Here is a 22330-nt window from a genome sequence, read left to right on the forward strand (position 1 = left end):
AACCACGTCGGCGGCTTTGTCATGAAACTGACAAATGGAACTTCGTGCGGATGCCGGCTGCCATGCGCCCCCGGTCAAAATCCGGCCCCGGCGGCCTTGGGGCCGGAGGCCTTAACCAGGCTCACGACCGGACAAAATCCCTTGTAAACCCGTGTTTTAGCCGCATGTTGCGCCTTGGGCCGATGGGGAACGGCCCGTCTGGAAACCGACGAGCCGGGGCAGCATGGCATGGTTGCTGCACCCACACTTCTGACGAAAACCGCCACTGCCAGACGCCACCCGAGGGGGAAGACCATGGATTACCTGATGCTGTTGCTGAGCACCGTACTGGTCAATAACGTGGTGTTGGTGCGTTTCCTGGGCCTGTGCCCCTTCATGGGGGTTTCCAACAAGTTGTCCACTTCGCTGGGCCTCGGAGCCGCCACCACGTTTGTGATGACCGTGGGCGCGGCCAGCAGCTGGATGCTGGAGAACTGGCTGTTGCAGCCCTTGGGGATCGGATTCATGCGCATCATGGCCTTCATCCTGGTGGTGGCGGTGGCGGTGCAGTTCATCGAGACGGTCATCCGCAAGTTCAGCCCCGCCCTGTACAAGGCGCTGGGCATCTACCTGCCCCTGATTACCACCAATTGCGCCGTGCTGGGAGTGCCGCTGATAGCAGTGCGGGAGAACTACGGACTGCTGCAGAGCACGGTGTTCGGCTTCGGTTCGGCGCTGGGCTTCTCGCTGATCATGATCATGTTTGCCGGCCTGCGTGAACGGTTGGCGCTGGCGCACGTGCCTTCACTCTTTGCCGGTCCCCCAATTGCCTTCATCACCGCCGGACTGCTGGCCATGACCTTCATGGGATTCAGCGGCCTGATCCCCGGCGCCTGATGCCCGACTGACCACGGTCTTCTGAGGAGGTTTCCCATGTTGCTCGCCACCCTGATCCTGACCGGCCTTGGCCTGATGTTTGGTGTGCTGCTCGGCATCTCTGCACGGGTTTTCGCCGTGCCGGATGAAAATCCGCTGGTGAAGGAAATCGAAGCATTGATGCCCGGCGCGCAATGCGGCCAATGCGGCTTTCCCGGATGTTCGGCGGCGGCGGAAGCGCTGGTGAACGGTGAGGCCAAGATCACCTGCTGCCCCCCCGGCGGACGCGGACTTGCGGAGCAGCTGGCAACCCTGCTGGGGGTCCCTATGGAAGCCGATGACCGCCTCAGCGTACCGATGATTGCGCGCATCAACGCAGACGATTGCACCGGTTGCACCCGTTGCTTCCGGGCGTGTCCCACGGATGCGATTGTCGGGGCAAATGGCCAGATCCATGTCGTGATGAGCGCGGCCTGTACCGGTTGCAACCAGTGCGCCGAGGCCTGTCCGGAGCAATGCGTCACGCTGCACCCCGAGCTGCCGTCCCTGGAAAGCTGGAGCTGGCCGAAACCCTTGGCAGCCTGAGCGATCGTGACTGTTTGTGTTGATTGACGGAGAAGACCCGTGTTCAAGTTTCCACGCATTCGCGGCGGTGTGCATCCGGACGGCCACAAGGACCGCTCCGCCGCGCTGACCATTGTTCCGGCCTTACTGCCGCCGCGACTATACCTGCCCTTGCGCCAGCATGCGGGCGCTGAAGCCATACCGGTGGTTCGGGTGGGCGACCATGTCCTGAAGGGACAACTGATTGCCGAGGCCGGCTCGGATGTCTCCGCGCCGGTGCATGCCTCCAGTTCCGGAATGGTATCGGCGATCGGCCCCATCGGCACCCCCCACCCGTCCGGCCTCAGCGCCAACGCCATCACCATTGACTGCGACGGCGAGGACCGCTGGGCTGATCTGGAAATACCCGAAGACCCCTATGCCCTGGCGCCGGAGGTGCTGGCCGAACGTGTGGCGCAGGCGGGTGTGGTGGGAATGGGCGGCGCCATTTTCCCGGCAGCGGTGAAACTGAAGCAGGGGGTAAAACATGAAATCAAGACCGTGCTGGTCAACGGCAGCGAATGTGAGCCTTACCTGACCACGGATGACCGGCTGATGCGGGAGCGCGCCGAGGATATCGTCGACGGGGCGCTGCTGATCCGTCATATCCTGCGCGCCTACAGCGTGGTGGTGGCTATTGAAGACAACAAGCCGGAAGCCATTGCCGCCATGCGCGCCGCCTGCGAGGGCCACGGCAGCATCGAGGTGGAAGTGGTGCCAGCCCTGTACCCGATGGGCTCGGCCAAGCAGCTGATCCAGGCCATTACCGGCCGAGAGGTGCCCGCCGGTGGCCGCAGCACCCAGGTGGGTGTGCTGGTGCACAACGTCGGCACCGTCTATGCCATTCAGCAGGCGCTGCGCTTCGGACGACCGCTGATTTCGCGGGTCGTGACGGTGGCCGGGGGCTGTGTCAACAAGCCGCGCAATATCGAAGTCCTGATCGGCACCCCGGTTCGGACCGTGCTGGAAATTGGCGGCGGCCTGAACGGCCAACCCGCCCGCCTGCTGTTGGGAGGGCCGATGATGGGACAAGCCCTGCCCTCGCTGGATGTGCCGGTGATCAAGGGCACGACCGGCATCCTGGCGCTGTCGGCGGCGGAATTGCCGCGTGACGAGGCTTCCGCCTGCATCCGCTGCGCCCGCTGCGTGGACGCCTGCCCCATGGGTCTGATGCCGCTGGAAATGGCGGCGCATGCCCGCGCCGATGACTTCGACGGTGCGGATGATTACGGCCTCAAGGACTGCATCCTCTGCGGCTCCTGCGCCTACGTTTGCCCTTCACACATCCCGCTGGTGCAGTACTTCCAGTACGCCATGGGCGAGCAGGACACCCGCCGCCGCGCTGCCCGCAAGAGTGACCGTGTCATGGCCATGATGGCGGCCCGGGCGGAACGCCTGCGGCTGGAGGAGGAAGCCCGCTCCGCCGCGAAACAGCAACGGCGCGGAAAAAGCGCCGGCCGTGAATCTGCAGGAGCCCCGTCATGACTCAGAACATCCCGCCGTTGCCGGTGTCCTCGCCGCATGCCCATGACCGGTCGCGCCTGGACCGCATCATGCTGCATGTGGCGCTGGCGCTGCTGCCGGTCACCGCATTCGGTATCTACCTGTTTGGCTGGCCCGCGTTCAACCTGTGGCTGGTCACCTGCAGCACCGCCCTGCTGACAGAAGCTGCCTGCCTGCGCCTGCTGGGCTACTCCTGGCGACGGCTGCTGGACGGCTCGGCCCTGCTGACCGGCTGGCTGCTGGCCCTGACCCTGCCGCCCTGGGCACCGTGGTGGATCGGGGCAGGCGGCGCGGCTTTCGGGGTCGGGGTCGGCAAGCACCTCTATGGCGGCATCGGCCAGAATATCTTCAATCCCGCCATGTTGGCGCGGGTGGCGCTGCTGATCAGCTTTCCATTGCAGATGAGCCTCTGGGTGTTGCCTTCCGCCACACCGCCCGGATTCGCCGAGTCACTGCAAATCACCTTTGGCGGCCTGACTCCGCCCGACGCCAGCACCGGCGCCACCGCCCTCGGCCATCTGAAAACCGCATTCACCCTGCATCAGGACGCGCGGCAGGTGCTGGCGGCTGACTTTTCACTGGCGGAGGCCCTGACCGGCGTTACCGGCGGCAGCTTCGGGGAAACATCGGAACTGTTGGTGCTGCTGGGTGCGGGCTGGCTGCTGGCGCTGCGCATCATCAGCTGGGAGATTCCGGTGATGATGCTGCTGGCGGTGACACTGCCATCGTGGCTGGCGCATGCCGTCAATCCGGCGCGCTACCCGGAGCCGCTGTTTCACCTCGGCACTGGCGGCTTGCTGCTGGGAGCGTTCTTCATCGCCACCGACCCGGTCACTTCTCCGGTCAGCCGTAGCGGCCGCATGATCTTTGGTGCAGGATGCGGCTTCATGACCTGGGTCATCCGCAGCTGGGGCAGTTTTCCGGAAGCGGTGGCATTTGCCGTGCTGTTCATGAATGCACTGACGCCGTTGCTGGACCGTTACTGCCGTCCCCGTGTTTATGGCCGGGCGGACAGCGGCAAGCCCCTGCGGGCCGCCAGCCCCGTCGCCACCGTCAAGGGGAGCGGACAGATATGACCACTGACACCTTGCCGGACATCCCCCAGTCCCGCCTCCGCCGCTGGCGGACCCGCCCCGGTTACCACGGCCTGCTGCTGGGCGTGGTCTGCGCCGTCGTCACCGTATCAATGCTGAGCGGCGACCTCCGGACCCGCCATGCTATCGGACAACGGCAAATGGAGGACCGGCTGGCCAATCTGGAGCAGGTGATGCCCGCTCGTCTCTACGACAACAATCCGCTGCGCGATGCCGTGGAAATTACTGACAGCGTCCTGGACAGTAAACCGGTCACGGTCTATCCCGCGCGGAAACAGGGCAAGCTGGCTGCGGTCGCTTTTCAGGTCAGGACCGCAGGTTACGGCGGCGACATCACGCTGATGATCGGCCTGGACGCCGACGGTACGGTGCTGGGCGTGCGCGTGCTCTCGCACAAGGAAACCCCCGGCCTGGCCGACAGGATCGACATCGGCAAGAGCGACTGGATCACCGTCTTCAACGGCATGTCCCTGGCGCTGACACCGCTGGGGGAACTGGCCGTGAAGAAGGATGGCGGCAGAATTGACCAGTTCTCCGGCGCCACCATCACCCCGCGCGCGGTTGTGAAGGGGGTTCGCGCCGGTCTCGATTTCTACGCTCGGCATGCGGGGGAGCTGGCCGCCCCGACGGCAGTCTCCGGGAGGTCATCATGAGTCATATCGGTTGTCAGGGCTGCGGTTCCGCCTCCGCTCCGGAAACACCGGGCGGCGGTTACCGGCAGAATCTCACCACGGGTTTGTGGAACAACAATGTCGCGCTGGTGCAGATGCTGGGCCTGTGCCCGACCATGGCCGTGACCGGCACCGCCACCAACGGACTGGGAATGGGCGTGGCAACGATGGCGGTAATGATGCTGTCCAACCTGCTGATCTCGTTGTTGCGGAACGTGATTTCGCCGGAAGTCCGCAACCCGGTGATGATCGCCATCATTGCCGGGATGGTCACGGTCGTGGACATGGCGATGAACGCCTGGATGCACGAACTGTACAAGGTGCTGGGCCTGTTCATTGCGCTGATCGTCACCAACTGCGCGGTGCTGGGCCGCACTGAAGCCTTCGCCCTGCGCAATGGCCCGGTCGCGTCTGTGCTGGATGGGTTGGGCATGGGGCTGGGTTTTACCTGGGCGCTGACACTGCTGGGCGGTGTGCGTGAAGTGCTGGGCAGCGGCACCCTGTTTGCCGGGGCATCCACCCTGCTCGGTCCGCACTTCCATTGGCTGGAAATGACCGTCATGCCTGCTGATAAGGGCATTTTGCTGGCGATCCTGCCGCCGGGCGGATTCATGGTGCTGGGGATCATGCTGGCTGGCAAACGGCGGGTGGACCAGCGTCTGAAAGACCGTCGCACTGCAGCCCTACGCGCCGAAGCCGCGCTGCCGGTGCAGATACAGTTGTAGGAGGAAGCGCCATGAAAATCGGAGTGGTGTATGCCGGTCCGCAGCCGGTGGCCCTGCAGTGCAGGCTGGACGACGGCGCGACGGTGCGTCAGGCCATCGACGCTTCCGGCATCCTCAAGCGTTGTCCGGACATCGACCTGGCGCGGCAAAAAGTCGGGGTGTTCGGCAAGTTCGTCAAGCTGGATGCCGCGCTGCGTGAAGGCGACCGCGTGGAAATCTACCGCAAGATCACCCGCGTGCTGGATGAAGAGGACGATGATGATGATGACTGATCCCCGTCACTGGTACGCCCCCCTTTTCCGAGGAGAACAGCCATGAATGCTCCCGTCGCGGCCGCCAGCGGCCTGAACCGTGAAACCGCCCTGCGCATCGCCCTGGCCGCGCGCGCCATGCCGGGCGTCAGTGTCGGCCAACTGCTGGAGGTGCTGAACACCCGCATCGCCGGCGGACTGGATGCCGACAGTCTGAAGACCGTCACCGTCACCGACATCAAGGCCGGGCTGGCCGGGGTGGAAAACGAGGAAGACGGCATGGACCCCGGCATTGCCCTGGCGGACATGAAATCCTGTGTGCGCATTCTGTGGGGCGAGGATGACACCGACGCCCTGCCACCGCTGCAAGCGCCCTTTGAAGACCGCAGCGGCGTGCTGCGGGTGGCGGTCGCCTCGAATAACCACGAGTTGCTGGACGGCCACTTCGGCTCCTGCCTGCGCTTCTTGGTCTATGAAATGAGCCGCACTGAACTGCGGCTGGTGGATATCCGCTCGACGGTGGACGCCGATCTCGCCGAGGACCGCAACGCCTACCGGGCCGAACTGATCGGCGACTGCCAGGTGCTGTTCGTGCAGTCCATTGGCGGACCGGCGGCGGCCAAGGTCGTGCGCGCGGGCCTGTATCCGCTAAAGATGAAGGACACCTCCCCGGCGCGGGAAGCGCTGGAACGCCTGCAGGAAGTGATGGTGAGTTCACCGCCGCCATGGATGGCGAAACTGCTGGGCGTCAACGCCGAACAACGCGCGCGCTTCGACCGGGATGAGGCATGGGTCCCGTCCGACGTCGCCATGACCGACTAAACCACTGAAAGGGGCATTGCCATGTTACTGGACCGCTACGAATCCGATCTGCTGTTTTTCAACGTCAATTTCAAGGAATCGGCCGCCACGTCCGGTCGCGCCGCCTATCGCGGCGAACTGGTGCTGAAGGAAGGCGAAATTGCTGACGCGCAGGGCCGTCGCAGGCCGCCGGAAGAGTTACTGAAGGAAGCGGTGCTGCTGGCCGAAGGTGACAAACTGCTGTTCATGGCGGGGTTGCTGGATGAGTTGCAGTTCTTCCCGTCGTTGCTGGATAAATTCGGCCCGGATTTGCTGCCGGAAAGCGTGCTGTTCTTTTTCACCGTCAATATCGACAAGCCGTTCATCGCCGACGCCAATGGAACGAAGGTAGTCTTTGCCCCGCTGGTGCAAGGCCTGGTGTGGAATGAACTGCTGGATCTGGTGGCGCTGGAGAAAGGCGACTTCAAGGGGCTGGGTGCGGCGGACAAGGTGATCCGGCTGTATGACGCCTTCCGCGACAACACCTTCAGGTATCCGGCGGGCACGGTCGAGGAAGCGCTGAAGACCACCACCGCCACCAAGAGGGAAACCCACGGGGCGATCTGAGTCCCGGATTTCCGGCGCGGCTTGCCGCGCCGGAAATGTTTTTCAACCCATCAATCGCTGCCAGTCCGCATCCACCCAACTGAGACGCTGCCGCGCGCAAAACTGCTGTTCCTTCGCCGTCGCCCCTTCAATCAGCGCCCAACCCGCCTCCGCCGCTGCAGCGCCATAGATCAGGTCGCTGACCAGCATGCGTTCGGTGTCGCGGGTGAAATTCATGCCCAGCATCACATAGCGTTTGTCCAGCCGCAGCCGTTTCACCGCCTCAGGAATGGCGAAGCCGCCCATCAGCTCGGTGAAGTAATCGACAAAATCCGCGTCGGACGCCACATAGGTCGGTTTGGGCCAGGGGCTGCCCAGCGGCTTGAACAGGATCGGCAGCGAGGTGTCCAGTTGCTCCTGGCTGATGACCCGATAGCGGTTGCCTTCCCACTGGTACAGGTGGAAACGATAGTGCGTTCCGCCCAGCCGTGCGGTGCCGACAATCAAGGTATAGGGCCGGTCGGCATAGAGCGTTTGCAACTGGGTGTCGCGGTTGCAGTCAATGATGTACGGCAGCCGTTGAGCGGCCAACCAGTGATGCAGCGGCGACTGCGTCCAGGTGCGCTCGGCATAGATTCTGGTCAGGAAGCGTTCAATGTAGTTGCGGCCTTTCTTGTTCTCGACATGCATGGCGGCGCGGGAGAACTCGAACATCAGCTTGGGCGACATCGGCTGGCCGCCGGTCATGGACAGGATCAGGCTGTTGCTGTCGGCGGGGATCGGCGACTGATCCTTGCTGTCGACCACGCCGGTCAAGGCACCCGGGCCCAGACAAGGTACCACGGAGCCATCACTGAGGCCTTCCAGAATGTCGGCCAGGGCGTTCGGGCACAGGGGGGAATGATGACGGTGAACAGATTCGGCGGCAGTCAGGCTCATGGCGGGTTTCCAGAAAGGGAACGGGTATGGGTGCTTCAGCAATTTGCAGGCCAGTAGGCGCAGGGTTTTAAGCGATTGATCTGGAATGGGATTTGATGGGTGTGTGATTGTCGGTTGGGAGACGGTTCCGGATGGCGGGAGACAATTTGTCGGCTTTGTCACAGGGGGCGGATCAACACCAATGCCATTTCGGAATAGAAGTCCCCTCTCCCCTTTGTCCCTTTGTCGCCAACCCCACACGACAAGCCGCCGGCTTTGTTGGGTATCCCACGATGAAAAAACCATCACGCTGCATAAATAACCATTTAAAAACAATAGTATGAATGCATGCCAACCTGCTGGCACAAAGCCTGCAACCTTCAGGATGCACCGGCAGAATTGCAACCGCAGTCCCGGTTCACAGGCATCGCCCGCAACGCTGATCGCGGTGCGGAATGTAAACCCTGGAGGAGAAGCACATCATGGCAATGCGCCAATGCGCCATTTACGGCAAAGGTGGTATCGGCAAATCCACCACGACCCAGAATCTGGTTGCGGCCCTGGCCGAAGCCGGCAAAAAAGTAATGATTGTGGGCTGTGATCCGAAAGCGGATTCCACCCGCCTGATCCTGCACGGCAAGGCCCAGAACACCATCATGGAAATGGCGGCCGAAGCCGGCACCGTGGAAGACCTGGAACTGGATGACGTGCTGAAGTCCGGCTTCGGCGGCATCCGCTGCGTCGAGTCCGGCGGCCCGGAGCCAGGAGTCGGTTGCGCCGGTCGCGGCATCATCACCGCCATCAATTTCCTGGAAGAAGAAGGCGCGTATGAGGAAGACCTCGACTTCGTGTTCTACGACGTGCTGGGCGACGTGGTGTGCGGCGGTTTTGCCATGCCCATCCGTGAAAACAAGGCGCAGGAAATCTACATCGTCTGCTCCGGGGAAATGATGGCGATGTATGCCGCCAACAACATCTCCAAGGGCATTGTGAAGTACGCCAACTCCGGCGGCGTGCGTCTGGCGGGCCTGATCTGCAACAGCCGGGAAACCGACCGCGAAGACGAGTTGATCATGGCCCTCGCGGCCAAGCTGGGCACCCAGATGATCCACTTCGTTCCCCGCGACAACGTCGTCCAGCGCGCCGAAATCCGCCGCATGACGGTCATCGAGTATGACCCGAAGGCGAACCAGGCCAATGAATACCGCTCGCTGGCCAACAAGATCATCAACAACAAGATGCTGGTGATCCCCACCCCGGTGACCATGGATGAACTGGAAGAGCTGCTGATGGAGTTCGGCATCATGGACGAGGAAGACACCAGCATCATCGGCAAGACCGCCGCTGAAGAAGCGGTAGTTGCCGCCTGAGCTGTGTCTGTGGCAAATCCGGGACAGGGCAGATGGGCCCTGTCAGCCGCGGGCGGCGCAACTCCCCCGCAGGCTGTTGCCCGACCTTCATGAAAGGAGACAGACCATGACTGGCAATTCGCACGACAAGCTGTCCCGGGACGAGGTGGAAGCCCTCATCCAGGAAGTGCTTGAAGTTTATCCGGAAAAGGCGCGTAAAGACCGCGCCAAGCACCTGGCCCCCAACGATCCGTCGCTGGAACAGTCCAAGAAGTGCATCACCTCGAACAAGAAATCGGCCCCCGGCCTGATGACCATCCGCGGCTGCGCCTACGCCGGTTCGCGGGGCGTGGTCTGGGGTCCGGTCAAGGACATGATCCACATCTCGCACGGTCCGGTGGGCTGCGGCCAGTACTCGCGCGCCGGCCGTCGCAACTACTACATCGGCACCACCGGCGTGAACGCCTTCGTCACCATGAACTTTACCTCGGATTTCCAGGAGAAGGACATTGTCTTCGGCGGCGACAAGAAACTGTCGAAGCTGATCGACGAAATCGAAACCCTGTTCCCGCTGAACAAGGGCATCACCATCCAGTCCGAATGCCCCATCGGCCTGATCGGTGACGACATTGAAGCCGTGGCGAAGAAGAAAGGCGCGGAAATCAGCAAGACCGTGGTGCCGGTGCGTTGCGAAGGCTTTCGCGGTGTGTCGCAATCACTGGGTCACCACATCGCCAATGACGCCGTGCGCGACTGGGTGCTGGGCGCGCGCGATGACGACACTTCCTTCCCGGTCACGCCCTATGACGTCGCCATCATCGGTGACTACAACATCGGCGGCGACGCCTGGTCCAGCCGCATCCTGCTGGAGGAAATGGGCCTGCGCGTGATTGCCCAGTGGTCCGGCGACGGTACGCTGTCGGAAATGGAACTGACGCCGAAGGTGAAGCTGAACCTGGTGCACTGTTACCGCTCGATGAATTACATCTCACGGCACATGGAAGAAAAGTACGGCATTCCCTGGATGGAATACAACTTCTTCGGCCCCACCAAGACCATCGAATCGCTGCGCGAAATCGCCAAGTTCTTTGACGAAAGCATCCAGCAGAAATGCGAGGAAGTGATCGCCAAGTACAAGCCGGAATGGGACGCCGTGGTCGCCAAGTACCGCCCGCGCCTGGAAGGCAAGCGTGTGATGCTCTATGTCGGCGGCCTGCGTCCGCGTCATGTGATCGGTGCCTATGAAGACCTGGGCATGGAAGTGGTCGGCACCGGCTACGAGTTTGGCCACAACGACGACTACGACCGGACATTGAAAGAAATGGGCGACGCCACCCTGCTTTACGATGACGTCACCGGCTACGAGTTCGAAGAGTTCGTGAAGCGGGTGAAACCCGACCTGATCGGCTCCGGCATCAAGGAAAAGTACATCTTCCAGAAGATGGGCGTGCCCTTCCGCCAGATGCACTCCTGGGATTATTCCGGCCCGTACCACGGCTTTGACGGCTTCGCCATCTTTGCCCGTGACATGGACATGACGCTGAACAATCCCTGCTGGAAGCGACTGAAGGCCCCCTGGCAGAAGAAGGAAGAGGCTGCGGTCGAGAAGATCGCCGTCAACGCCTGATCTGTCAGCGGACCCGTTCACCGTGACACCCTGCCGGCCGCCGGACGCCCTCCCCCCGGGCGGACGCCCCGCGCGCCGGTATCCCTGCATTCGCCGTCCACAGATGAGTGGCGCGAGAGGAGAAAAGCCATGAGCCAGCAAGTCGACAACATCAAGCCCAGCTATCCGCTGTTCCGCGACCAGGAATACAAGGACATGCTGGCGCGCAAGCGTGATGATTTTGAAGAGAAGCACAGCCAGGAGAAGATTGACGAAGCCTTCCTCTGGAGCACCACCAAGGAATACCAGGAGCTGAATTTCCAGCGCGAAGCCCTGACCATCAACCCGGCCAAGGCCTGCCAGCCGCTGGGCGCAGTGCTGTGCTCGCTGGGATTTGAAAAGACCATGCCCTACGTGCACGGTTCCCAGGGTTGCGTCGCCTACTTCCGCACCTACTTCAACCGTCATTTCAAGGAGCCGATTGCCTGCGTCTCCGACTCGATGACGGAAGACGCCGCCGTGTTCGGCGGACAGCAGAACATGAAGGACGGCCTGCAGAACTGCCAGGCCGTCTACAAGCCCGAGATGATCGCCGTTTCCACCACCTGCATGGCGGAAGTGATCGGCGACGACCTCAACGCCTTCATCAACAACACCAAGAAGGACGGCCTGCTGCCGCAGGAGTTCCCGGTTCCCTTCGCCCACACCCCCAGCTTTGTCGGCAGCCACGTCACCGGCTGGGACAACATGTTTGAAGGCATTGCCCGTTACTTCACGCTGAACTACATGGCCGACAAGGTGCCGGGCAGCAACAGCAAGATCAACATCGTGCCGGGTTTTGAAACCTATCTGGGCAACTACCGCGTCATCAAGCGCATGCTGAAGGAAATGGACGTGGGCTACACCCTGCTCTCTGATCCGGAAGAAGTGCTGGACACCCCCGCCGACGGCGAGTTCCGCATGTACTCCGGCGGCACCACACTGGATGAAGTGCGCGACGCACCCAATGCCTTCAGCACCATCCTGCTGCAACCCTGGCAGCTGGAAAAGTCAAAGAAGTACATCGAAAACACTTGGAAGCATGAGGTGCCGAAACTGAGCATCCCCATGGGCCTGGACTGGACCGACGAGTTCCTGATGAAAGTCAGCGAAATCACCGGTCAGGAAATCCCGGCCAGCCTGGCCAAGGAACGCGGCCGCCTGGTGGACATGATGACCGACTCGCACACCTGGCTGCACGGCAAGCGCTTTGCACTGTGGGGCGACCCCGACTTCGTGCTGGGCATGGTCAAGTTCCTGCTGGAACTGGGCGCGGAGCCGGTGCACATCCTGAGCCATAACGGCAACAAGCGCTGGAAGAAAGCCGTGGACACGCTGCTGGAATCCTCGCCCTATGGCAAGAACAGCACCGTCTACATCGGCAAGGACCTGTGGCACATGCGGTCGCTGGTCTTCACCGACAAGCCGGACTTCATGATCGGCAACAGCTACGGCAAGTTCATCCAGCGCGACACGCTGCACAAGGGCAAGGAGTTCGAGGTGCCGCTGATCCGTCTCGGCTTCCCGATCTTTGACCGCCACCACCTGCACCGCCAGACGACCATGGGTTACGAAGGCGCGATGCAGATCCTGACCACGCTGGTCAACGCCGTGCTGGAACGTCTGGATGAAGAGACACGCGGCATGCAGACCACCGACTACAACTACGACCTGATCCGCTAAGGCGGTCGCTCGCAGTCCTTCACGGAGGCGGACTTCGGTCTGCCTCCGTCCGGTCGCTTATTCGGGAGGGCTTTCCATGCCCAGCGTCATGATCCGCCGCAATCCGCAAGGTCAGCTGACCTTTTACATCGCCAAGAAAGACCTGGAAGACAACATCATCTCCATTGAGCACGACCGCCCGGACTGCTGGGGCGGCGAGTTCAAGCTGGGCGACGGTTCCAGCTACTACATCACCCCGCTGTCCGCTCCCCCCAAATTGCCCATCACCCTGCGCGCCAAACGCAGCGGCGATGACGACTGACCCGGCCGGGACCCGCCGTCATGGCTCCCCTGTCCGCCGCCATCGCCCTGCGCATCGCCCTGGCGGCGCGTGCGCTGGACGGCGTTGAACCGGCGCAACTGCTGCAGGCGCTGATCCGCTGCGCGGGTGAGCCCCTCACCGCCGACCGGCTGGGCAAACTGCGCGGCAACCGCCTGCGCCAGTGCCTGGAAAGCCTTCCGGAACCGCCTGCCGCCTTACCCACGGATGCCGCCTGGCAGCGCGCCGTGGCGCTGCTGAAAGGCCGAGGCGTGCCCGCGCCGCCGCAACCGGTGGTGGTGCCCTACCGCGACGGCGATATGCCGGACTCGGTGCGCATTGCCTGCACCTCGGACAGCGGCGAACAGATCAACGCCGGTTTCAACAGTTGCACCCGGCTGCTGATCTATCAGGTGTCGCCGCAGGAAATCCGGCTGATTGACCTGCGCAATGCCGAGTTCAGCGGCAGCCGCGAGGAACGCCTGCAACAGCGCGCCGATTGCCTGCACGACTGCCAGTTGCTGTACACGCTGTCCATCGGCGGCCCCGCTGCCGCTAAGGTGGTGCGCGCCGGGGCACACCTGATCAAGCTGGAGCGCCCCACCCCGGCCCGCGCCGTGGCGGGCGAACTGCAACGGGTGCTGGCTACCGCCGCGCCGCCCTGGCTGGCCAAGGCCATGGGCGCGGAACCGCCGCAACGTCAACGCTTCTCACCGGAGAACCGCTCATGAACCCTGCACAACCGTTGTCGGAAAGCTGCCTGCCCGCCGTGCTGCAGCTGGTGGCCACCCATGGCTTGGGCGACACCCTGCTGAGCACCCTGCGCCAAACCTGGCCCGGCGTGCATTTCACCGGCTGCATGGACGACGACATTCCGGTAAACGCCAAGCCGGTGGCGGGCGGTGACGGCTTCAACATCTATCTGGTCAATTCCAGCAATCATTGCTCGGTGCTCACCAACGACTTCGACGTCGCCTCCGGGATGGTGATTGCCGAAGTGCTGCCGGACTGAACACGCCGCCGGGCGTGAGACTTCGCTGTGGGGGAATGAGGCATGTCGAATCAGCGCGATGCGGACCAGACGCCCTTGGGCGATTGCCGTTTCTGCCGTTTTCGCACCGAGCTGCTGCTGAGCGGGCGTTGCCATCCCGGCGATGCCTGCGTGGCGGTGAACAGCGGGCGGCAGATTGACCGTTTTTTCCGGGCGAATCCGCAGTTCGCGGCCTTGTATCTGCGCGATGCCTTCTGGGAGCGCCGGGCGATTGCGGTGCGCTATGCGCCGGTGGAGCGGCTGGAGCCGATGATTCATGACAGCGACGAGGCGGTGCGGCGGGCTGTGGCGTATCGCCTGCCCCGCGAGCAGTTGGGTTTGCTGATGGCGGATGAGGATCGGGAGGTGCGGATTACGGTGGCGGACCGTTTGCCGCTGGAGCAGCTGGAGGCGATGGCGAAGGATTCGGATTATCTGGTGCGGGCGTATGTGGTGCAGCGTTTGCCGGCGGGCCGATTGTTCCGGTTTATGCGGGATGAGGACCGGCATGTGCGGAAGCTGGTGGCGCAGCGTTTGCCGGCGGAGAGTCTGGGGTTGATGGCGGGTGATCCGGAGCCGGAGGTGCGGCGGTTGGTGGCGTCGCGGTTGCAGGGTGAGGATGTGGTGGAGTTTTTGTCGGATGGGGATTGGACGGTGCGGTTGGCGGCGGTGGGGAATGCGCCGGTTGCGGCGTTGAAGGCGCTGGCTGGGGAGAGTGATCCTGAGGTGTTGGCGGCGATTGGGGAGAGGTTGAAAGTTGAGTGATTCCCGAATGTAGGATGGGTTGAGGCACGAAACCCATCAACCGACTTCAAAAGAATAAAGAGTTATTTTAATTTTTAATGCGCAAATTATATTTTAGAAAATGGGATTCGTGTTTGGTCGAGATGATGGGTTTCGTGCCTCAACCCATCCTACGGGATTTATTATAATTCCGGTGTAATGATGAATATGGCCAATCCGCCTCGGATATTACCCAACCGTGTTTCACCGGATTGAAATGGATATAATCAACATGGGCCTTGAAATCCGCCTCATCCCGAATCCGGTGTTCCCAGAAACGGCGTTGCCAAATTCCCCTTTCAGCCTTTGATTCCCGGCTTTGGGTAAAAAGCTCATCGTCCTGATAAGGCAGCTGATGTGAAAATCGCGTCTTGATGAGCCGCCACCGCCGGGAAAAGTCATGATCGTCGTCCGGCAAGGTCCAGATGCAATGCAGATGCTCCGGCATCACGGCGATGGCATCGATGGTGAACGGATGTTTTTGTCGCACATGGCGGAAGGATTCGCGCAACAGATCGATGTGCCTGACCAGCAGGTCGGATTTCCGGTTGGCCAGATTGACGGTGAAGAACCAGGTTCCACCGATGGTGCGGTCCCGACGATAATTGGTCATGAGCAACTCCTTTTGCCGGGCGATATGTTATCGCAAGATTTAATTTTATTCAATTCCGGTTATTATTTAAATTACCGATTATTAATACCGTAGGATGGGTTGAGGCACGAAACCCATCATCTCGACCAAACACGATATTCAATTGAAAACCCGCATATCCAATATTTATTTTGGGAAGTTATATATAATTCTTTATTCTTTTTGGGGTGGTTGATGGGTTTCGTGCCTCAACCCATCCTACATCCACGATTGTCGCATCGACTCGGCCCCTGTCACAAACCCGACAATCCCCCCACCCCCCGACAAACCCTCCCCCCAATTTCCCCATAAAATTCAACACCTACCCCTCTGGCACTCCCCTTGCAACTCCCCCCTCAACCCCCGGCCCACCGCCAACCCGAGGTGCGCATGAAAGCCAAAGACATCGCCGAACTGCTCAACGAACCGGCCTGCAGCCACAACCACAAAGAAAAATCCGGCTGCGCCAAAGCCAAACCAGGCGCCACCGACGGCGGCTGCTCCTTCGACGGCGCCCAGATCGCCCTGCTGCCCATCGCCGACGTCGCCCACCTCGTTCACGGGCCCATCGCCTGTGCCGGCAGCTCCTGGGACAACCGCGGCACCCGCAGCAGCGGCGCCACCCTCTACCGCATCGGCATGACCACCGACCTCACCGAACAGGACGTCATCATGGGCCGGGCGGAAAAACGCCTGTTCCACGCCATCAAACAAGCCATCGACACCCACGCCCCCCCCGCCGTCTTCGTCTACAACACCTGCGTCCCCGCCCTCATCGGCGACGACATCGACGCCGTCTGCAAGGCCGCCACCGAACGCTGGGGCACGCCCGTGGTGCCGGTGGACGCCGCCGGTTTCTATGGCACCAAGAACCTGGGCAACCGCATTGCCGGGGAAGCGATGGTCAAATACGTGGTCGGCACCCGCGAGCCCGACCCGCTGCCCGCCGCCGCCCGCCGCGACGGCATCACTGTCCACGACGTCAACCTGGTGGGGGAATACAACATTGCCGGGGAGTTCTGGCATGTGCTGCCGCTGTTGGACGAACTGGGCCTGCGCGTACTGTGCACCCTCTCCGGCGACGCCCGTTTCCGCGAAGTGCAGACCATGCACCGCGCCAAGGTCAACATGATGGTCTGCTCCAAGGCCATGATCAACGTCGCCCGCAAGCTGCAGGATACATTCGGCACGCCCTGGTTTGAAGGCAGCTTCTACGGCATCAGCGACACCTCGCAATCCCTGCGTGATTTCGCCCGGCTGATCGGCGATGACGACCTCACCGCCCGCACCGAAGCGCTGATCGAACGCGAGGAAAGCCGCATCCGCGCAATGCTGGAACCGTGGCGGGCGCGGTTGGAAGGCAAGCGGGTGCTGCTCTACACCGGCGGCGTCAAGTCATGGTCTGTGATATCCGCCCTGCAGGATCTGGGCATGAAGGTGGTGGCCACCGGCACCAAGAAATCCACCGAGGAAGACAAGGCGCGCATCCGCGAGCTGATGGGTGATGACGTGAAGATGCTGGATGAAGGCAACCCGCGCATCCTGCTGAAGACGGTGGAGGACTACCGTGCCGATATCCTCATCGCCGGGGGCCGCAATATGTACACGGCGCTGAAGGCGCGCATTCCCTTCCTCGACATCAACCAGGAGCGCGAGTTCGGTTATGCCGGATATGACGGCATGCTGGAGCTGGTGCGGCAACTGTGCCTGACCCTGGAAAGCCCGGTGTGGAAGGCGGTGCGCCGTCCCGCGCCATGGAGCAGTCCGCATGCGGTGGGCACGCCCCTCACCGCCCCCGTTCCCTCTGTTGCCGGAGCCTGACCATGGCCGAACTGATCAGCCGCAAGAAAGCCCTCGCCGTCAGTCCGCTCAAGGTCAGTTCGACGGTAGGCGCCGCCCTCGCCTTTCTCGGCCTGCACCGCAGCATGCCGCTGATGCACGGTTCACAGGGCTGCACCGCCTTCGCCAAGGTCTTCTTCGTGCGTCATTTCCGCGAGCCGGTGCCCTTGCAGACCACGGCCATGGATCAGGTGGGCTCCATCATGGGCGCGGACGACAACATCATCGAGGCTTTGCGTGTGATTTGCGAGAAACAGCAACCGGCCGTGATCGGCCTGGTCACCACCGGTCTGGCGGAAACGCAGGGCTGTGACATCCAGCGGGCGGTGAAGGATTTCCGCGCCGAGTATCCCGAGTATGCAGGCCATGCCGTGGTGGCGGTAAACACCCCGGATTACACCGGCAGTTTTGAAAGCGGTTATGCGCTGGCGGTGAAAGGCATGCTGGACTCGCTGGTGCGCGATGACACCGGCCGCAGCGGTTTGCGGCCGAAACAGGTGAATGTGCTGTGCGGGGCCAACCTGACGCCGGGTGATCTGGAGTTTGTCAGCGAGAGCATCGAGAGCTTCGGCCTGCGGGCGCTGCTGGTGCCGGACCTGTCCGGATCGCTGGACGGTCATCTGGATGATGCCCCCTTCAATGCGCTGACTACCGGCGGCCTGACGCTGGCCGACCTCGCCACGGTCAATGACAGTCTGGCGACGCTGGTGATCGGCGCCAGCATGAATGAGGCCGCCGATGTGCTGCGCCGCAAGACCGGCGTGCCGGACTTCCGTTTTGGACACCTGATGGGGCTGGATGCGGTGGATGACTGGCTGATGACGCTGAGCCGTCTCAGCGGGCAGCCGGTGCCGGGGCGCTGGCAGCGTCACCGCCGGCAATTGCAGGACGCCATGCTCGACACCCATTTCATGCTGGGCGACGCCCGCATCGCCCTGGGTGGCGACCCGGATCTGGTGCTGGGCTTCGACAAACTGTTGCGCAACATGGGCGCGCATACCGCGGCCGCCGTGGTGCCCGCCCGTTCCACGGCGCTGGTGCTGGACGGCCCGGACACGGTGCAGATCGGCGATCTGGAGGATCTGGAACAGGCCGCGCGCCGGGGCCGGGCGCAGGTGCTGATCTGCAACAGCCATGCGGTGGAAACGGCGCAGCGGCTGGACATCCCGCTGTTGCGCGCCGGGTTTCCGCAATACGACCTGCTGGGCGGTTTCCAGCGCCAGTGGTTCGGCTATCGCGGCACGCAGCAGGCGCTGTTCGATCTGGCCAACCTCATTGTCGGGCATCACTCCGGCATTGCCCCCTATCACTCCGTCTACGCGCAAAAGACCGATGCGGCGGATGCCGCCCGGCCCTCCCGGAGGCACTGACCATGACCGCTCCCACCCGGAAACTGCAGGTGCTGGATGACGAGAACGACGGCACCTTCCTCAATGTCGCCTTCGCCACTTCGGACCGACAGCACGTGGACCAGCACTTCGGCTCGGCGCGCTCCTTCGCCATTTACGGCGTCAATCCCGAGCGGGCGCAGCTGTTCACCATCACCGAGTTCGGCGATCTCAGCCAGGACGGCAACGAGGACAAGCTGGTCAGCAAGATTGCGATGCTTGACGGCTGTATTGCCGTCTATTGCCGGGCCTGCGGCGCGTCCGCCGTGCGCCAGTTGACGGCCATGGGCATCCAGCCGGTGAAGGTGCCGGAAAACGCCGCGATCCCGGAGCTGATCGAGGCCTTGCAGGCCGAACTGCGCGCAGGCCCCTCCAGCTGGCTGGCCAAGGCCATTGCGCGGCAACAGAGCCAGACCGACTCCCGCTTCGACGCGATGGAAGCCGAAGGCTGGCAGGACTGATTTTTCCCACACACAGGCAGAGGAAACCCTGATGAACATGTTTACCCTGGAACAGACCGCCCCTGAAGTCGTCGCGGAAGACGATCCGGCGCTGCAATTGCCCTTCGTCAAGCAAATGGTGGTGCAGCTGCGCGCCATGGACGGTTATGGCGCTTATGACACCTGGAAGGACGCCCGCGTGCTGGACCCGCTGGTGCTGACCAAGGAACGGCGCAAGGCAATCCCGGTGGTCGGCGATCCCGACGAAACCACCTTGTCGCGGGTAAAAGCCTATTACAACGCGCTGGCGCAGACGCTGGAAAAGCAGACCGGTCTGCTGGCGGTGCCGGTGATCAACATCACCCACGAAGGCTTCGGCCGCGCGCTGATCCTGGTCGGCAAACTGGTGGCGCTGGACAAGACCCTGCGCGATGTCCACCGCTTCGGCTTCGACAGCCTGGAAAAGATGACCGAGGACGCCGAGAAGCTGCTGGCCAAGGCCAAGCTGCTGGTGGACGAAAACCGCACGGTTGCCGAACTCTGAGGGAGGACAGGTCATGAGCCCCGAGGAACTGAAAGCGCTGCAAAAGGAGGTCAGCACCCGCAAGCGCATCGCCACCGACTGCGCCTCGAAAGTGCACGATCTGGTGGAAGACCGCCTGTGGTCGGCCTACGCCGAACTGCCGGAACTGGCGCGGCAAACCGTGGAAGCCTGCGAAGCCTGGCAGGCGGCCAAGGTCAATCTGGAACAGGCCGGAGGTTGACCCCATGAGCGACACGATTATTGGCCGCACCCGGGGCGGCGCAACGTGGACCCCCGAGTTCGTGACGGCGCTGGATGCGAAAAAGTGCATCGGTTGCGGCCGCTGCTACAAGGTCTGCCCGCGCGATGTCTTTGAGCTGGTGGATCGCGGCGAAGTGCTGGCGGCGGACGATGACGACGACTTTTATGACGATGATGACGAAATGAAAGTCATGACCCTGAAGGACGCCATGGACTGCATCGGCTGCATGTCCTGCTCCCGCGTCTGCCCCAAGCAGTGCCACACTCACGAAGCCCTGCCGGGCTGACCGGAGAACCCCGCTATGCCCAGACCGGAACAGCATATCTTCATCTGCACCCAGCGCCGTGCGGACGGACACCCGCGCAGTAGTTGCGCCGGGGCGCGCAACAGCGAAGCCTTGTACACCGCTTTCGCCGAAGCGCTGATCCAGCGCAACCTGCAAAACCGCATCGCTCTCACTTCCACCGGCTGCCTTGGGCCGTGCCAGGCCGGGGCCAATGTGCTGGTCTATCCCGGTGCAGTGATGTACAGCTGGATCGAAGCGGCGGATGCCGCAAAGATCATCGAGCAGCACATCCTGGGTGGAACGCCTTGGGCTGACAAGCTGACACCCGCCGAGTTGTGGTGAGCGCCATGAACCGGAGCCAGACCGTCATTGATGCTTTTCCCGACGAAGCCGAGCTGCTGTCCCGGATAGAAAGGGCTTTCAGCCTGGTACTGCAAAGGGTCGGGGCCACCCGGGTACTGCCCGACTCGGACGTTGCCCGCCGGGAAATCCGGCGCGATGTGTTTGACGGTAGTGAGGCCCGTTATCTGGAGTGGCGTAATGCACAGGATTTTCCCTGCGGGCATGTGCTGCTGTATCCGGACGGGCTGATCTATGCTGAGCACGATGTCCTCATCCGCCATCCCGCGCTGCCGGGCCGGTTTATTGAAGCTGTCACCGCCTGGGGGCCGTTGGGGCAACTGAAAGCCGAACTTCGGTTGCTTCCGATGCCGGGCGTTCCTTGATGGCCGCTGACCTCTACGACTGGCTGTTATCGCAATCGGAACTGGCCACGGGCACGGTATCGCGAGTGTTGCTGGGCCTGCAATGGACTCTGGCGGACGTCAATGGCGGAACCGGGCTGGCCTTCAGTCCGTTGGACTCCCCTCGCACCCTGCCCTGGCCCGGCACGCTGGCCGGACGGCCGGTAACGGAACTGGCATCCTGGTTGCGCCATAAGTCGGCGGCCGACGCGGCCGTGGGGCTGGCGGTAATCAATGCAGCCCTGAATCCGGGATCGCCGCTGCTGGCGCAGGCCACCGTGCTGACCTGCGCTGCCGATCCGCATTTGCGGGTGTTCGAGCACTTCAGCGAGCAGGTGCGCGGCCGGAAGGTCGTGGTCGTCGGACGCTATCCGGGGCTGGACCGGCTGTGGGCCGACCTGCCCTATCAATGTCTGGAACGGCGGCCGCAAGCCGGGGATTTGCCGGAAAGCGCCGCACCGGAGGTGCTGGCGGCGGCGGACTGGGTGTTCATCACGGCGAGCAGTCTGGCCAACGGCACCTTGCCCCGGTTGCTGGAATGGTCGCAGAACGCGTGCGTGGTGCTGATGGGGCCCAGCCTGCCGTGGCTGCCGGGGTGGCGTCAGTTAGGGGTGGATTATCTGGCCGGGGTCGGCGTCGGTTCGTCGTCTGTGCTGTGGCAGACCGTGGCGGAAGGCGGCGGGACGCGGATTTTCGGGGAGGGTGTGGAGTATCGGGTAGCGGCGCTCTAATATCAGTCAACATGCGTGATCACCCGGTGAAGCAAACATGCCCTACGAATCCCACGACGCCTATATTGCCACCGTCCCGCCAGAATCGCGCGCCCGGCTCGAAGCCATTCAAACGCTCGTCGAAAGGCGGCTTCCCAGTGCAAGCCGATGCATCGGCTACAACATGCCCGCTTTCCGTGGGAAACGGATCTTTTTCTATTTCGCCGCCTTCAAAAAGCACATCGGCATCTATCCGCCACTGACACAGGATGTGGAATTGATTGCGGAACTCGCGCCCTGGCGGGGGCCAAAAGGCAATCTGTCTTTTCCGCTGAACCAGCCATTGCCTGTAGACCTGATTGGCCGGGTGGCGGAAGCGCTGTACCGGGAATATGAAGCAAGGTAGGCGTTATAATAAATTGATAAGCCCTCACACTCGGAGATCGCCATGACCAGCAGTCCGAAATGTCAAAGTTGCGGTATGCCACTGACAGCCGACCCTAAAGGCGGCGGCACCAACGCCGACGGCTCGTTGAGTCGCGAATATTGCAGCTACTGCTACGTCAACGGGGCGCTGGTTAACCCCGACATGACATTGGAAGAGATGAAGGCGCTGGTGGTGGACAAACTGCAGGAAAAGGGTGTTCCACGGTTCATCGGCAAGTTCTTTGCCCTCGGCCTGCCGCGGTTGAAACGCTGGCGGAAGCATTAACG

Annotated in this window: 29 protein-coding genes; 27 read left to right on the top strand and 2 right to left on the bottom strand. The window is 62.5% G+C overall.

Annotated elements, in window-relative coordinates; translation table 11 throughout:
- Positions 1 to 294 precede the first annotated feature (294 nt).
- The 9 genes from rsxA to Q7T36_RS03250 are packed head-to-tail and all read left to right on the top strand — an operon-like array spanning position 295 to position 7109.
- Complete coding sequence (gene rsxA, locus Q7T36_RS03210) at positions 295 to 876, top strand: electron transport complex subunit RsxA (RefSeq protein ID WP_304843944.1); 582 nt, start codon at positions 295 to 297, stop codon at positions 874 to 876.
- A gap of 36 nt (positions 877 to 912) precedes the next feature.
- The gene (locus Q7T36_RS03215) at positions 913 to 1440 is read left to right on the top strand and encodes an RnfABCDGE type electron transport complex subunit B (protein ID WP_304843947.1); all 528 of its coding nucleotides are present in this window, start codon (positions 913 to 915) and stop codon (positions 1438 to 1440) included.
- Between the two features lie 39 nt (positions 1441 to 1479).
- Positions 1480 to 2943, top strand: coding sequence for an electron transport complex subunit RsxC (rsxC, locus tag Q7T36_RS03220; protein ID WP_304843950.1), 1464 nt, complete (start codon positions 1480 to 1482; stop codon positions 2941 to 2943).
- On the top strand, positions 2940 to 4037 hold the full coding sequence (locus Q7T36_RS03225) for an RnfABCDGE type electron transport complex subunit D (protein WP_304843952.1): 1098 nt from the start codon (positions 2940 to 2942) through the stop codon (positions 4035 to 4037). The genes rsxC and Q7T36_RS03225 overlap by 4 nt, the downstream gene beginning before the upstream one ends.
- Complete coding sequence (locus tag Q7T36_RS03230) at positions 4034 to 4708, top strand: RnfABCDGE type electron transport complex subunit G (RefSeq protein ID WP_304843954.1); 675 nt, start codon at positions 4034 to 4036, stop codon at positions 4706 to 4708. Before Q7T36_RS03225 ends, Q7T36_RS03230 begins: the two co-directional genes overlap by 4 nt.
- Entirely contained in the window at positions 4705 to 5451 is a 747-nt protein-coding gene (locus tag Q7T36_RS03235) for an electron transport complex subunit E (protein ID WP_304843956.1), read from the top strand. Before Q7T36_RS03230 ends, Q7T36_RS03235 begins: the two co-directional genes overlap by 4 nt.
- A gap of 11 nt (positions 5452 to 5462) precedes the next feature.
- Positions 5463 to 5723: an RnfH family protein gene (locus tag Q7T36_RS03240; protein ID WP_304843958.1), complete on the top strand. Its 261-nt coding sequence runs from the start codon at positions 5463 to 5465 to the stop codon at positions 5721 to 5723.
- Between the two features lie 42 nt (positions 5724 to 5765).
- Complete coding sequence (locus Q7T36_RS03245; protein WP_304843960.1) at positions 5766 to 6524, top strand: dinitrogenase iron-molybdenum cofactor biosynthesis protein; 759 nt, start codon at positions 5766 to 5768, stop codon at positions 6522 to 6524.
- A gap of 21 nt (positions 6525 to 6545) precedes the next feature.
- A complete protein-coding gene (locus Q7T36_RS03250; RefSeq protein WP_304843962.1) occupies positions 6546 to 7109 on the top strand; it encodes a hypothetical protein in 564 nt (187 codons plus the stop codon).
- A gap of 42 nt (positions 7110 to 7151) precedes the next feature.
- Here the strand turns inward: Q7T36_RS03250 and Q7T36_RS03255 are convergent, their stop codons facing one another.
- Entirely contained in the window at positions 7152 to 8027 is an 876-nt protein-coding gene (locus Q7T36_RS03255; RefSeq protein ID WP_304843965.1) for an SIR2 family protein, read from the bottom strand.
- A 461-nt stretch (positions 8028 to 8488) separates the two neighbouring features.
- Between Q7T36_RS03255 and nifH the strand changes: the two genes are divergently transcribed.
- From nifH to Q7T36_RS03290, 7 genes are all read left to right on the top strand, one after another.
- The gene (gene nifH, locus Q7T36_RS03260; protein ID WP_304843968.1) at positions 8489 to 9376 is read left to right on the top strand and encodes a nitrogenase iron protein; all 888 of its coding nucleotides are present in this window, start codon (positions 8489 to 8491) and stop codon (positions 9374 to 9376) included.
- Positions 9377 to 9482: 106 nt separating this feature from the next.
- Positions 9483 to 10982, top strand: a complete 1500-nt coding sequence (gene nifD, locus Q7T36_RS03265; protein ID WP_304843970.1) for a nitrogenase molybdenum-iron protein alpha chain — start codon at positions 9483 to 9485, stop codon at positions 10980 to 10982.
- A 129-nt stretch (positions 10983 to 11111) separates the two neighbouring features.
- Complete coding sequence (nifK, locus tag Q7T36_RS03270) at positions 11112 to 12683, top strand: nitrogenase molybdenum-iron protein subunit beta (RefSeq protein ID WP_304843972.1); 1572 nt, start codon at positions 11112 to 11114, stop codon at positions 12681 to 12683.
- A 76-nt stretch (positions 12684 to 12759) separates the two neighbouring features.
- Positions 12760 to 12984 carry a putative nitrogen fixation protein NifT gene (nifT, locus tag Q7T36_RS03275; RefSeq protein ID WP_304843973.1) on the top strand — a complete coding sequence of 75 codons (225 nt, stop codon included), beginning with the start codon at positions 12760 to 12762 and terminating at the stop codon, positions 12982 to 12984.
- Between the two features lie 20 nt (positions 12985 to 13004).
- Positions 13005 to 13712: a dinitrogenase iron-molybdenum cofactor N-terminal domain-containing protein gene (locus Q7T36_RS03280; RefSeq protein WP_304843977.1), complete on the top strand. Its 708-nt coding sequence runs from the start codon at positions 13005 to 13007 to the stop codon at positions 13710 to 13712.
- Positions 13709 to 13993: a DUF6129 family protein gene (locus tag Q7T36_RS03285; RefSeq protein ID WP_304843979.1), complete on the top strand. Its 285-nt coding sequence runs from the start codon at positions 13709 to 13711 to the stop codon at positions 13991 to 13993. The genes Q7T36_RS03280 and Q7T36_RS03285 overlap by 4 nt, the downstream gene beginning before the upstream one ends.
- 42 nt (positions 13994 to 14035) lie before the next feature.
- On the top strand, positions 14036 to 14776 hold the full coding sequence (locus Q7T36_RS03290) for a 4Fe4S-binding leucine-rich repeat protein (RefSeq protein ID WP_304843981.1): 741 nt from the start codon (positions 14036 to 14038) through the stop codon (positions 14774 to 14776).
- 139 nt (positions 14777 to 14915) lie between these two features.
- Here the strand turns inward: Q7T36_RS03290 and Q7T36_RS03295 are convergent, their stop codons facing one another.
- Positions 14916 to 15407 (bottom strand): transposase, encoded by a 492-nt coding sequence (locus tag Q7T36_RS03295; protein WP_304843983.1) that lies wholly within the window; start codon positions 15405 to 15407, stop codon positions 14916 to 14918.
- Between the two features lie 408 nt (positions 15408 to 15815).
- On the opposite strand from Q7T36_RS03295, the gene nifE reads away from it, so the two are divergent.
- Genes nifE through Q7T36_RS03350 form a run of 11 tightly spaced genes read left to right on the top strand, consistent with a single transcriptional unit; the run spans position 15816 to position 22328 of the window.
- A complete protein-coding gene (gene nifE, locus Q7T36_RS03300; RefSeq protein ID WP_304843985.1) occupies positions 15816 to 17246 on the top strand; it encodes a nitrogenase iron-molybdenum cofactor biosynthesis protein NifE in 1431 nt (476 codons plus the stop codon).
- A gap of 2 nt (positions 17247 to 17248) precedes the next feature.
- Complete coding sequence (gene nifN, locus Q7T36_RS03305) at positions 17249 to 18634, top strand: nitrogenase iron-molybdenum cofactor biosynthesis protein NifN (RefSeq protein ID WP_304843987.1); 1386 nt, start codon at positions 17249 to 17251, stop codon at positions 18632 to 18634.
- Between the two features lie 2 nt (positions 18635 to 18636).
- Entirely contained in the window at positions 18637 to 19113 is a 477-nt protein-coding gene (locus tag Q7T36_RS03310) for a NifB/NifX family molybdenum-iron cluster-binding protein (protein ID WP_304843989.1), read from the top strand.
- Positions 19114 to 19144: 31 nt separating this feature from the next.
- Positions 19145 to 19636, top strand: a complete 492-nt coding sequence (locus Q7T36_RS03315) for a NifX-associated nitrogen fixation protein (protein WP_304843992.1) — start codon at positions 19145 to 19147, stop codon at positions 19634 to 19636.
- 13 nt (positions 19637 to 19649) lie between these two features.
- On the top strand, positions 19650 to 19856 hold the full coding sequence (locus Q7T36_RS03320; protein ID WP_304843994.1) for a CCE_0567 family metalloprotein: 207 nt from the start codon (positions 19650 to 19652) through the stop codon (positions 19854 to 19856).
- 4 nt (positions 19857 to 19860) lie between these two features.
- Positions 19861 to 20163, top strand: a complete 303-nt coding sequence (fdxB, locus tag Q7T36_RS03325) for a ferredoxin III, nif-specific (RefSeq protein ID WP_304843996.1) — start codon at positions 19861 to 19863, stop codon at positions 20161 to 20163.
- Positions 20164 to 20178: 15 nt separating this feature from the next.
- Positions 20179 to 20505, top strand: coding sequence for a (2Fe-2S) ferredoxin domain-containing protein (locus Q7T36_RS03330; protein ID WP_304843998.1), 327 nt, complete (start codon positions 20179 to 20181; stop codon positions 20503 to 20505).
- Positions 20506 to 20510: 5 nt separating this feature from the next.
- Positions 20511 to 20888: a hypothetical protein gene (locus Q7T36_RS03335; protein ID WP_304844000.1), complete on the top strand. Its 378-nt coding sequence runs from the start codon at positions 20511 to 20513 to the stop codon at positions 20886 to 20888.
- Entirely contained in the window at positions 20888 to 21637 is a 750-nt protein-coding gene (locus tag Q7T36_RS03340) for a DUF364 domain-containing protein (RefSeq protein WP_304844003.1), read from the top strand. The genes Q7T36_RS03335 and Q7T36_RS03340 overlap by 1 nt, the downstream gene beginning before the upstream one ends.
- 37 nt (positions 21638 to 21674) lie before the next feature.
- Positions 21675 to 22022 carry an iron chaperone gene (locus Q7T36_RS03345; RefSeq protein WP_304844005.1) on the top strand — a complete coding sequence of 116 codons (348 nt, stop codon included), beginning with the start codon at positions 21675 to 21677 and terminating at the stop codon, positions 22020 to 22022.
- A gap of 42 nt (positions 22023 to 22064) precedes the next feature.
- On the top strand, positions 22065 to 22328 hold the full coding sequence (locus Q7T36_RS03350) for a zinc ribbon domain-containing protein (RefSeq protein ID WP_304844008.1): 264 nt from the start codon (positions 22065 to 22067) through the stop codon (positions 22326 to 22328).
- Positions 22329 to 22330 lie beyond the last annotated feature (2 nt).

Origin of the sequence: Fluviicoccus sp. (assembly GCF_030646115.1) — a bacterium.
Classification (GTDB): Bacteria; Pseudomonadota; Gammaproteobacteria; order Pseudomonadales; family Moraxellaceae; genus Fluviicoccus.

Excerpts from the sequence above, each read along its gene's own strand:
- rsxA (WP_304843944.1), top strand. The coding sequence starts at position 295 with ATGGATTACCTGATGCTGTTGCTGAGCACCGTACTGGTCAATAACGTG.
- Q7T36_RS03215 (WP_304843947.1), top strand. The coding sequence starts at position 913 with ATGTTGCTCGCCACCCTGATCCTGACCGGCCTTGGCCTGATGTTTGGT.
- Q7T36_RS03225 (WP_304843952.1), top strand. The coding sequence starts at position 2,940 with ATGACTCAGAACATCCCGCCGTTGCCGGTGTCCTCGCCGCATGCCCAT.
- Q7T36_RS03230 (WP_304843954.1), top strand. The coding sequence starts at position 4,034 with ATGACCACTGACACCTTGCCGGACATCCCCCAGTCCCGCCTCCGCCGC.
- Q7T36_RS03235 (WP_304843956.1), top strand. The coding sequence starts at position 4,705 with ATGAGTCATATCGGTTGTCAGGGCTGCGGTTCCGCCTCCGCTCCGGAA.
- Q7T36_RS03240 (WP_304843958.1), top strand. The coding sequence starts at position 5,463 with ATGAAAATCGGAGTGGTGTATGCCGGTCCGCAGCCGGTGGCCCTGCAG.
- Q7T36_RS03245 (WP_304843960.1), top strand. The coding sequence starts at position 5,766 with ATGAATGCTCCCGTCGCGGCCGCCAGCGGCCTGAACCGTGAAACCGCC.
- Q7T36_RS03250 (WP_304843962.1), top strand. The coding sequence starts at position 6,546 with ATGTTACTGGACCGCTACGAATCCGATCTGCTGTTTTTCAACGTCAAT.
- Q7T36_RS03255 (WP_304843965.1), bottom strand. The coding sequence starts at position 8,027 with ATGAGCCTGACTGCCGCCGAATCTGTTCACCGTCATCATTCCCCCCTG.
- nifH (WP_304843968.1), top strand. The coding sequence starts at position 8,489 with ATGGCAATGCGCCAATGCGCCATTTACGGCAAAGGTGGTATCGGCAAA.
- nifD (WP_304843970.1), top strand. The coding sequence starts at position 9,483 with ATGACTGGCAATTCGCACGACAAGCTGTCCCGGGACGAGGTGGAAGCC.
- nifK (WP_304843972.1), top strand. The coding sequence starts at position 11,112 with ATGAGCCAGCAAGTCGACAACATCAAGCCCAGCTATCCGCTGTTCCGC.
- nifT (WP_304843973.1), top strand. The coding sequence starts at position 12,760 with ATGCCCAGCGTCATGATCCGCCGCAATCCGCAAGGTCAGCTGACCTTT.
- Q7T36_RS03280 (WP_304843977.1), top strand. The coding sequence starts at position 13,005 with ATGGCTCCCCTGTCCGCCGCCATCGCCCTGCGCATCGCCCTGGCGGCG.
- Q7T36_RS03285 (WP_304843979.1), top strand. The coding sequence starts at position 13,709 with ATGAACCCTGCACAACCGTTGTCGGAAAGCTGCCTGCCCGCCGTGCTG.
- Q7T36_RS03290 (WP_304843981.1), top strand. The coding sequence starts at position 14,036 with ATGTCGAATCAGCGCGATGCGGACCAGACGCCCTTGGGCGATTGCCGT.
- Q7T36_RS03295 (WP_304843983.1), bottom strand. The coding sequence starts at position 15,407 with ATGACCAATTATCGTCGGGACCGCACCATCGGTGGAACCTGGTTCTTC.
- nifE (WP_304843985.1), top strand. The coding sequence starts at position 15,816 with ATGAAAGCCAAAGACATCGCCGAACTGCTCAACGAACCGGCCTGCAGC.
- nifN (WP_304843987.1), top strand. The coding sequence starts at position 17,249 with ATGGCCGAACTGATCAGCCGCAAGAAAGCCCTCGCCGTCAGTCCGCTC.
- Q7T36_RS03310 (WP_304843989.1), top strand. The coding sequence starts at position 18,637 with ATGACCGCTCCCACCCGGAAACTGCAGGTGCTGGATGACGAGAACGAC.
- Q7T36_RS03315 (WP_304843992.1), top strand. The coding sequence starts at position 19,145 with ATGAACATGTTTACCCTGGAACAGACCGCCCCTGAAGTCGTCGCGGAA.
- Q7T36_RS03320 (WP_304843994.1), top strand. The coding sequence starts at position 19,650 with ATGAGCCCCGAGGAACTGAAAGCGCTGCAAAAGGAGGTCAGCACCCGC.
- fdxB (WP_304843996.1), top strand. The coding sequence starts at position 19,861 with ATGAGCGACACGATTATTGGCCGCACCCGGGGCGGCGCAACGTGGACC.
- Q7T36_RS03330 (WP_304843998.1), top strand. The coding sequence starts at position 20,179 with ATGCCCAGACCGGAACAGCATATCTTCATCTGCACCCAGCGCCGTGCG.
- Q7T36_RS03335 (WP_304844000.1), top strand. The coding sequence starts at position 20,511 with ATGAACCGGAGCCAGACCGTCATTGATGCTTTTCCCGACGAAGCCGAG.
- Q7T36_RS03340 (WP_304844003.1), top strand. The coding sequence starts at position 20,888 with ATGGCCGCTGACCTCTACGACTGGCTGTTATCGCAATCGGAACTGGCC.
- Q7T36_RS03345 (WP_304844005.1), top strand. The coding sequence starts at position 21,675 with ATGCCCTACGAATCCCACGACGCCTATATTGCCACCGTCCCGCCAGAA.
- Q7T36_RS03350 (WP_304844008.1), top strand. The coding sequence starts at position 22,065 with ATGACCAGCAGTCCGAAATGTCAAAGTTGCGGTATGCCACTGACAGCC.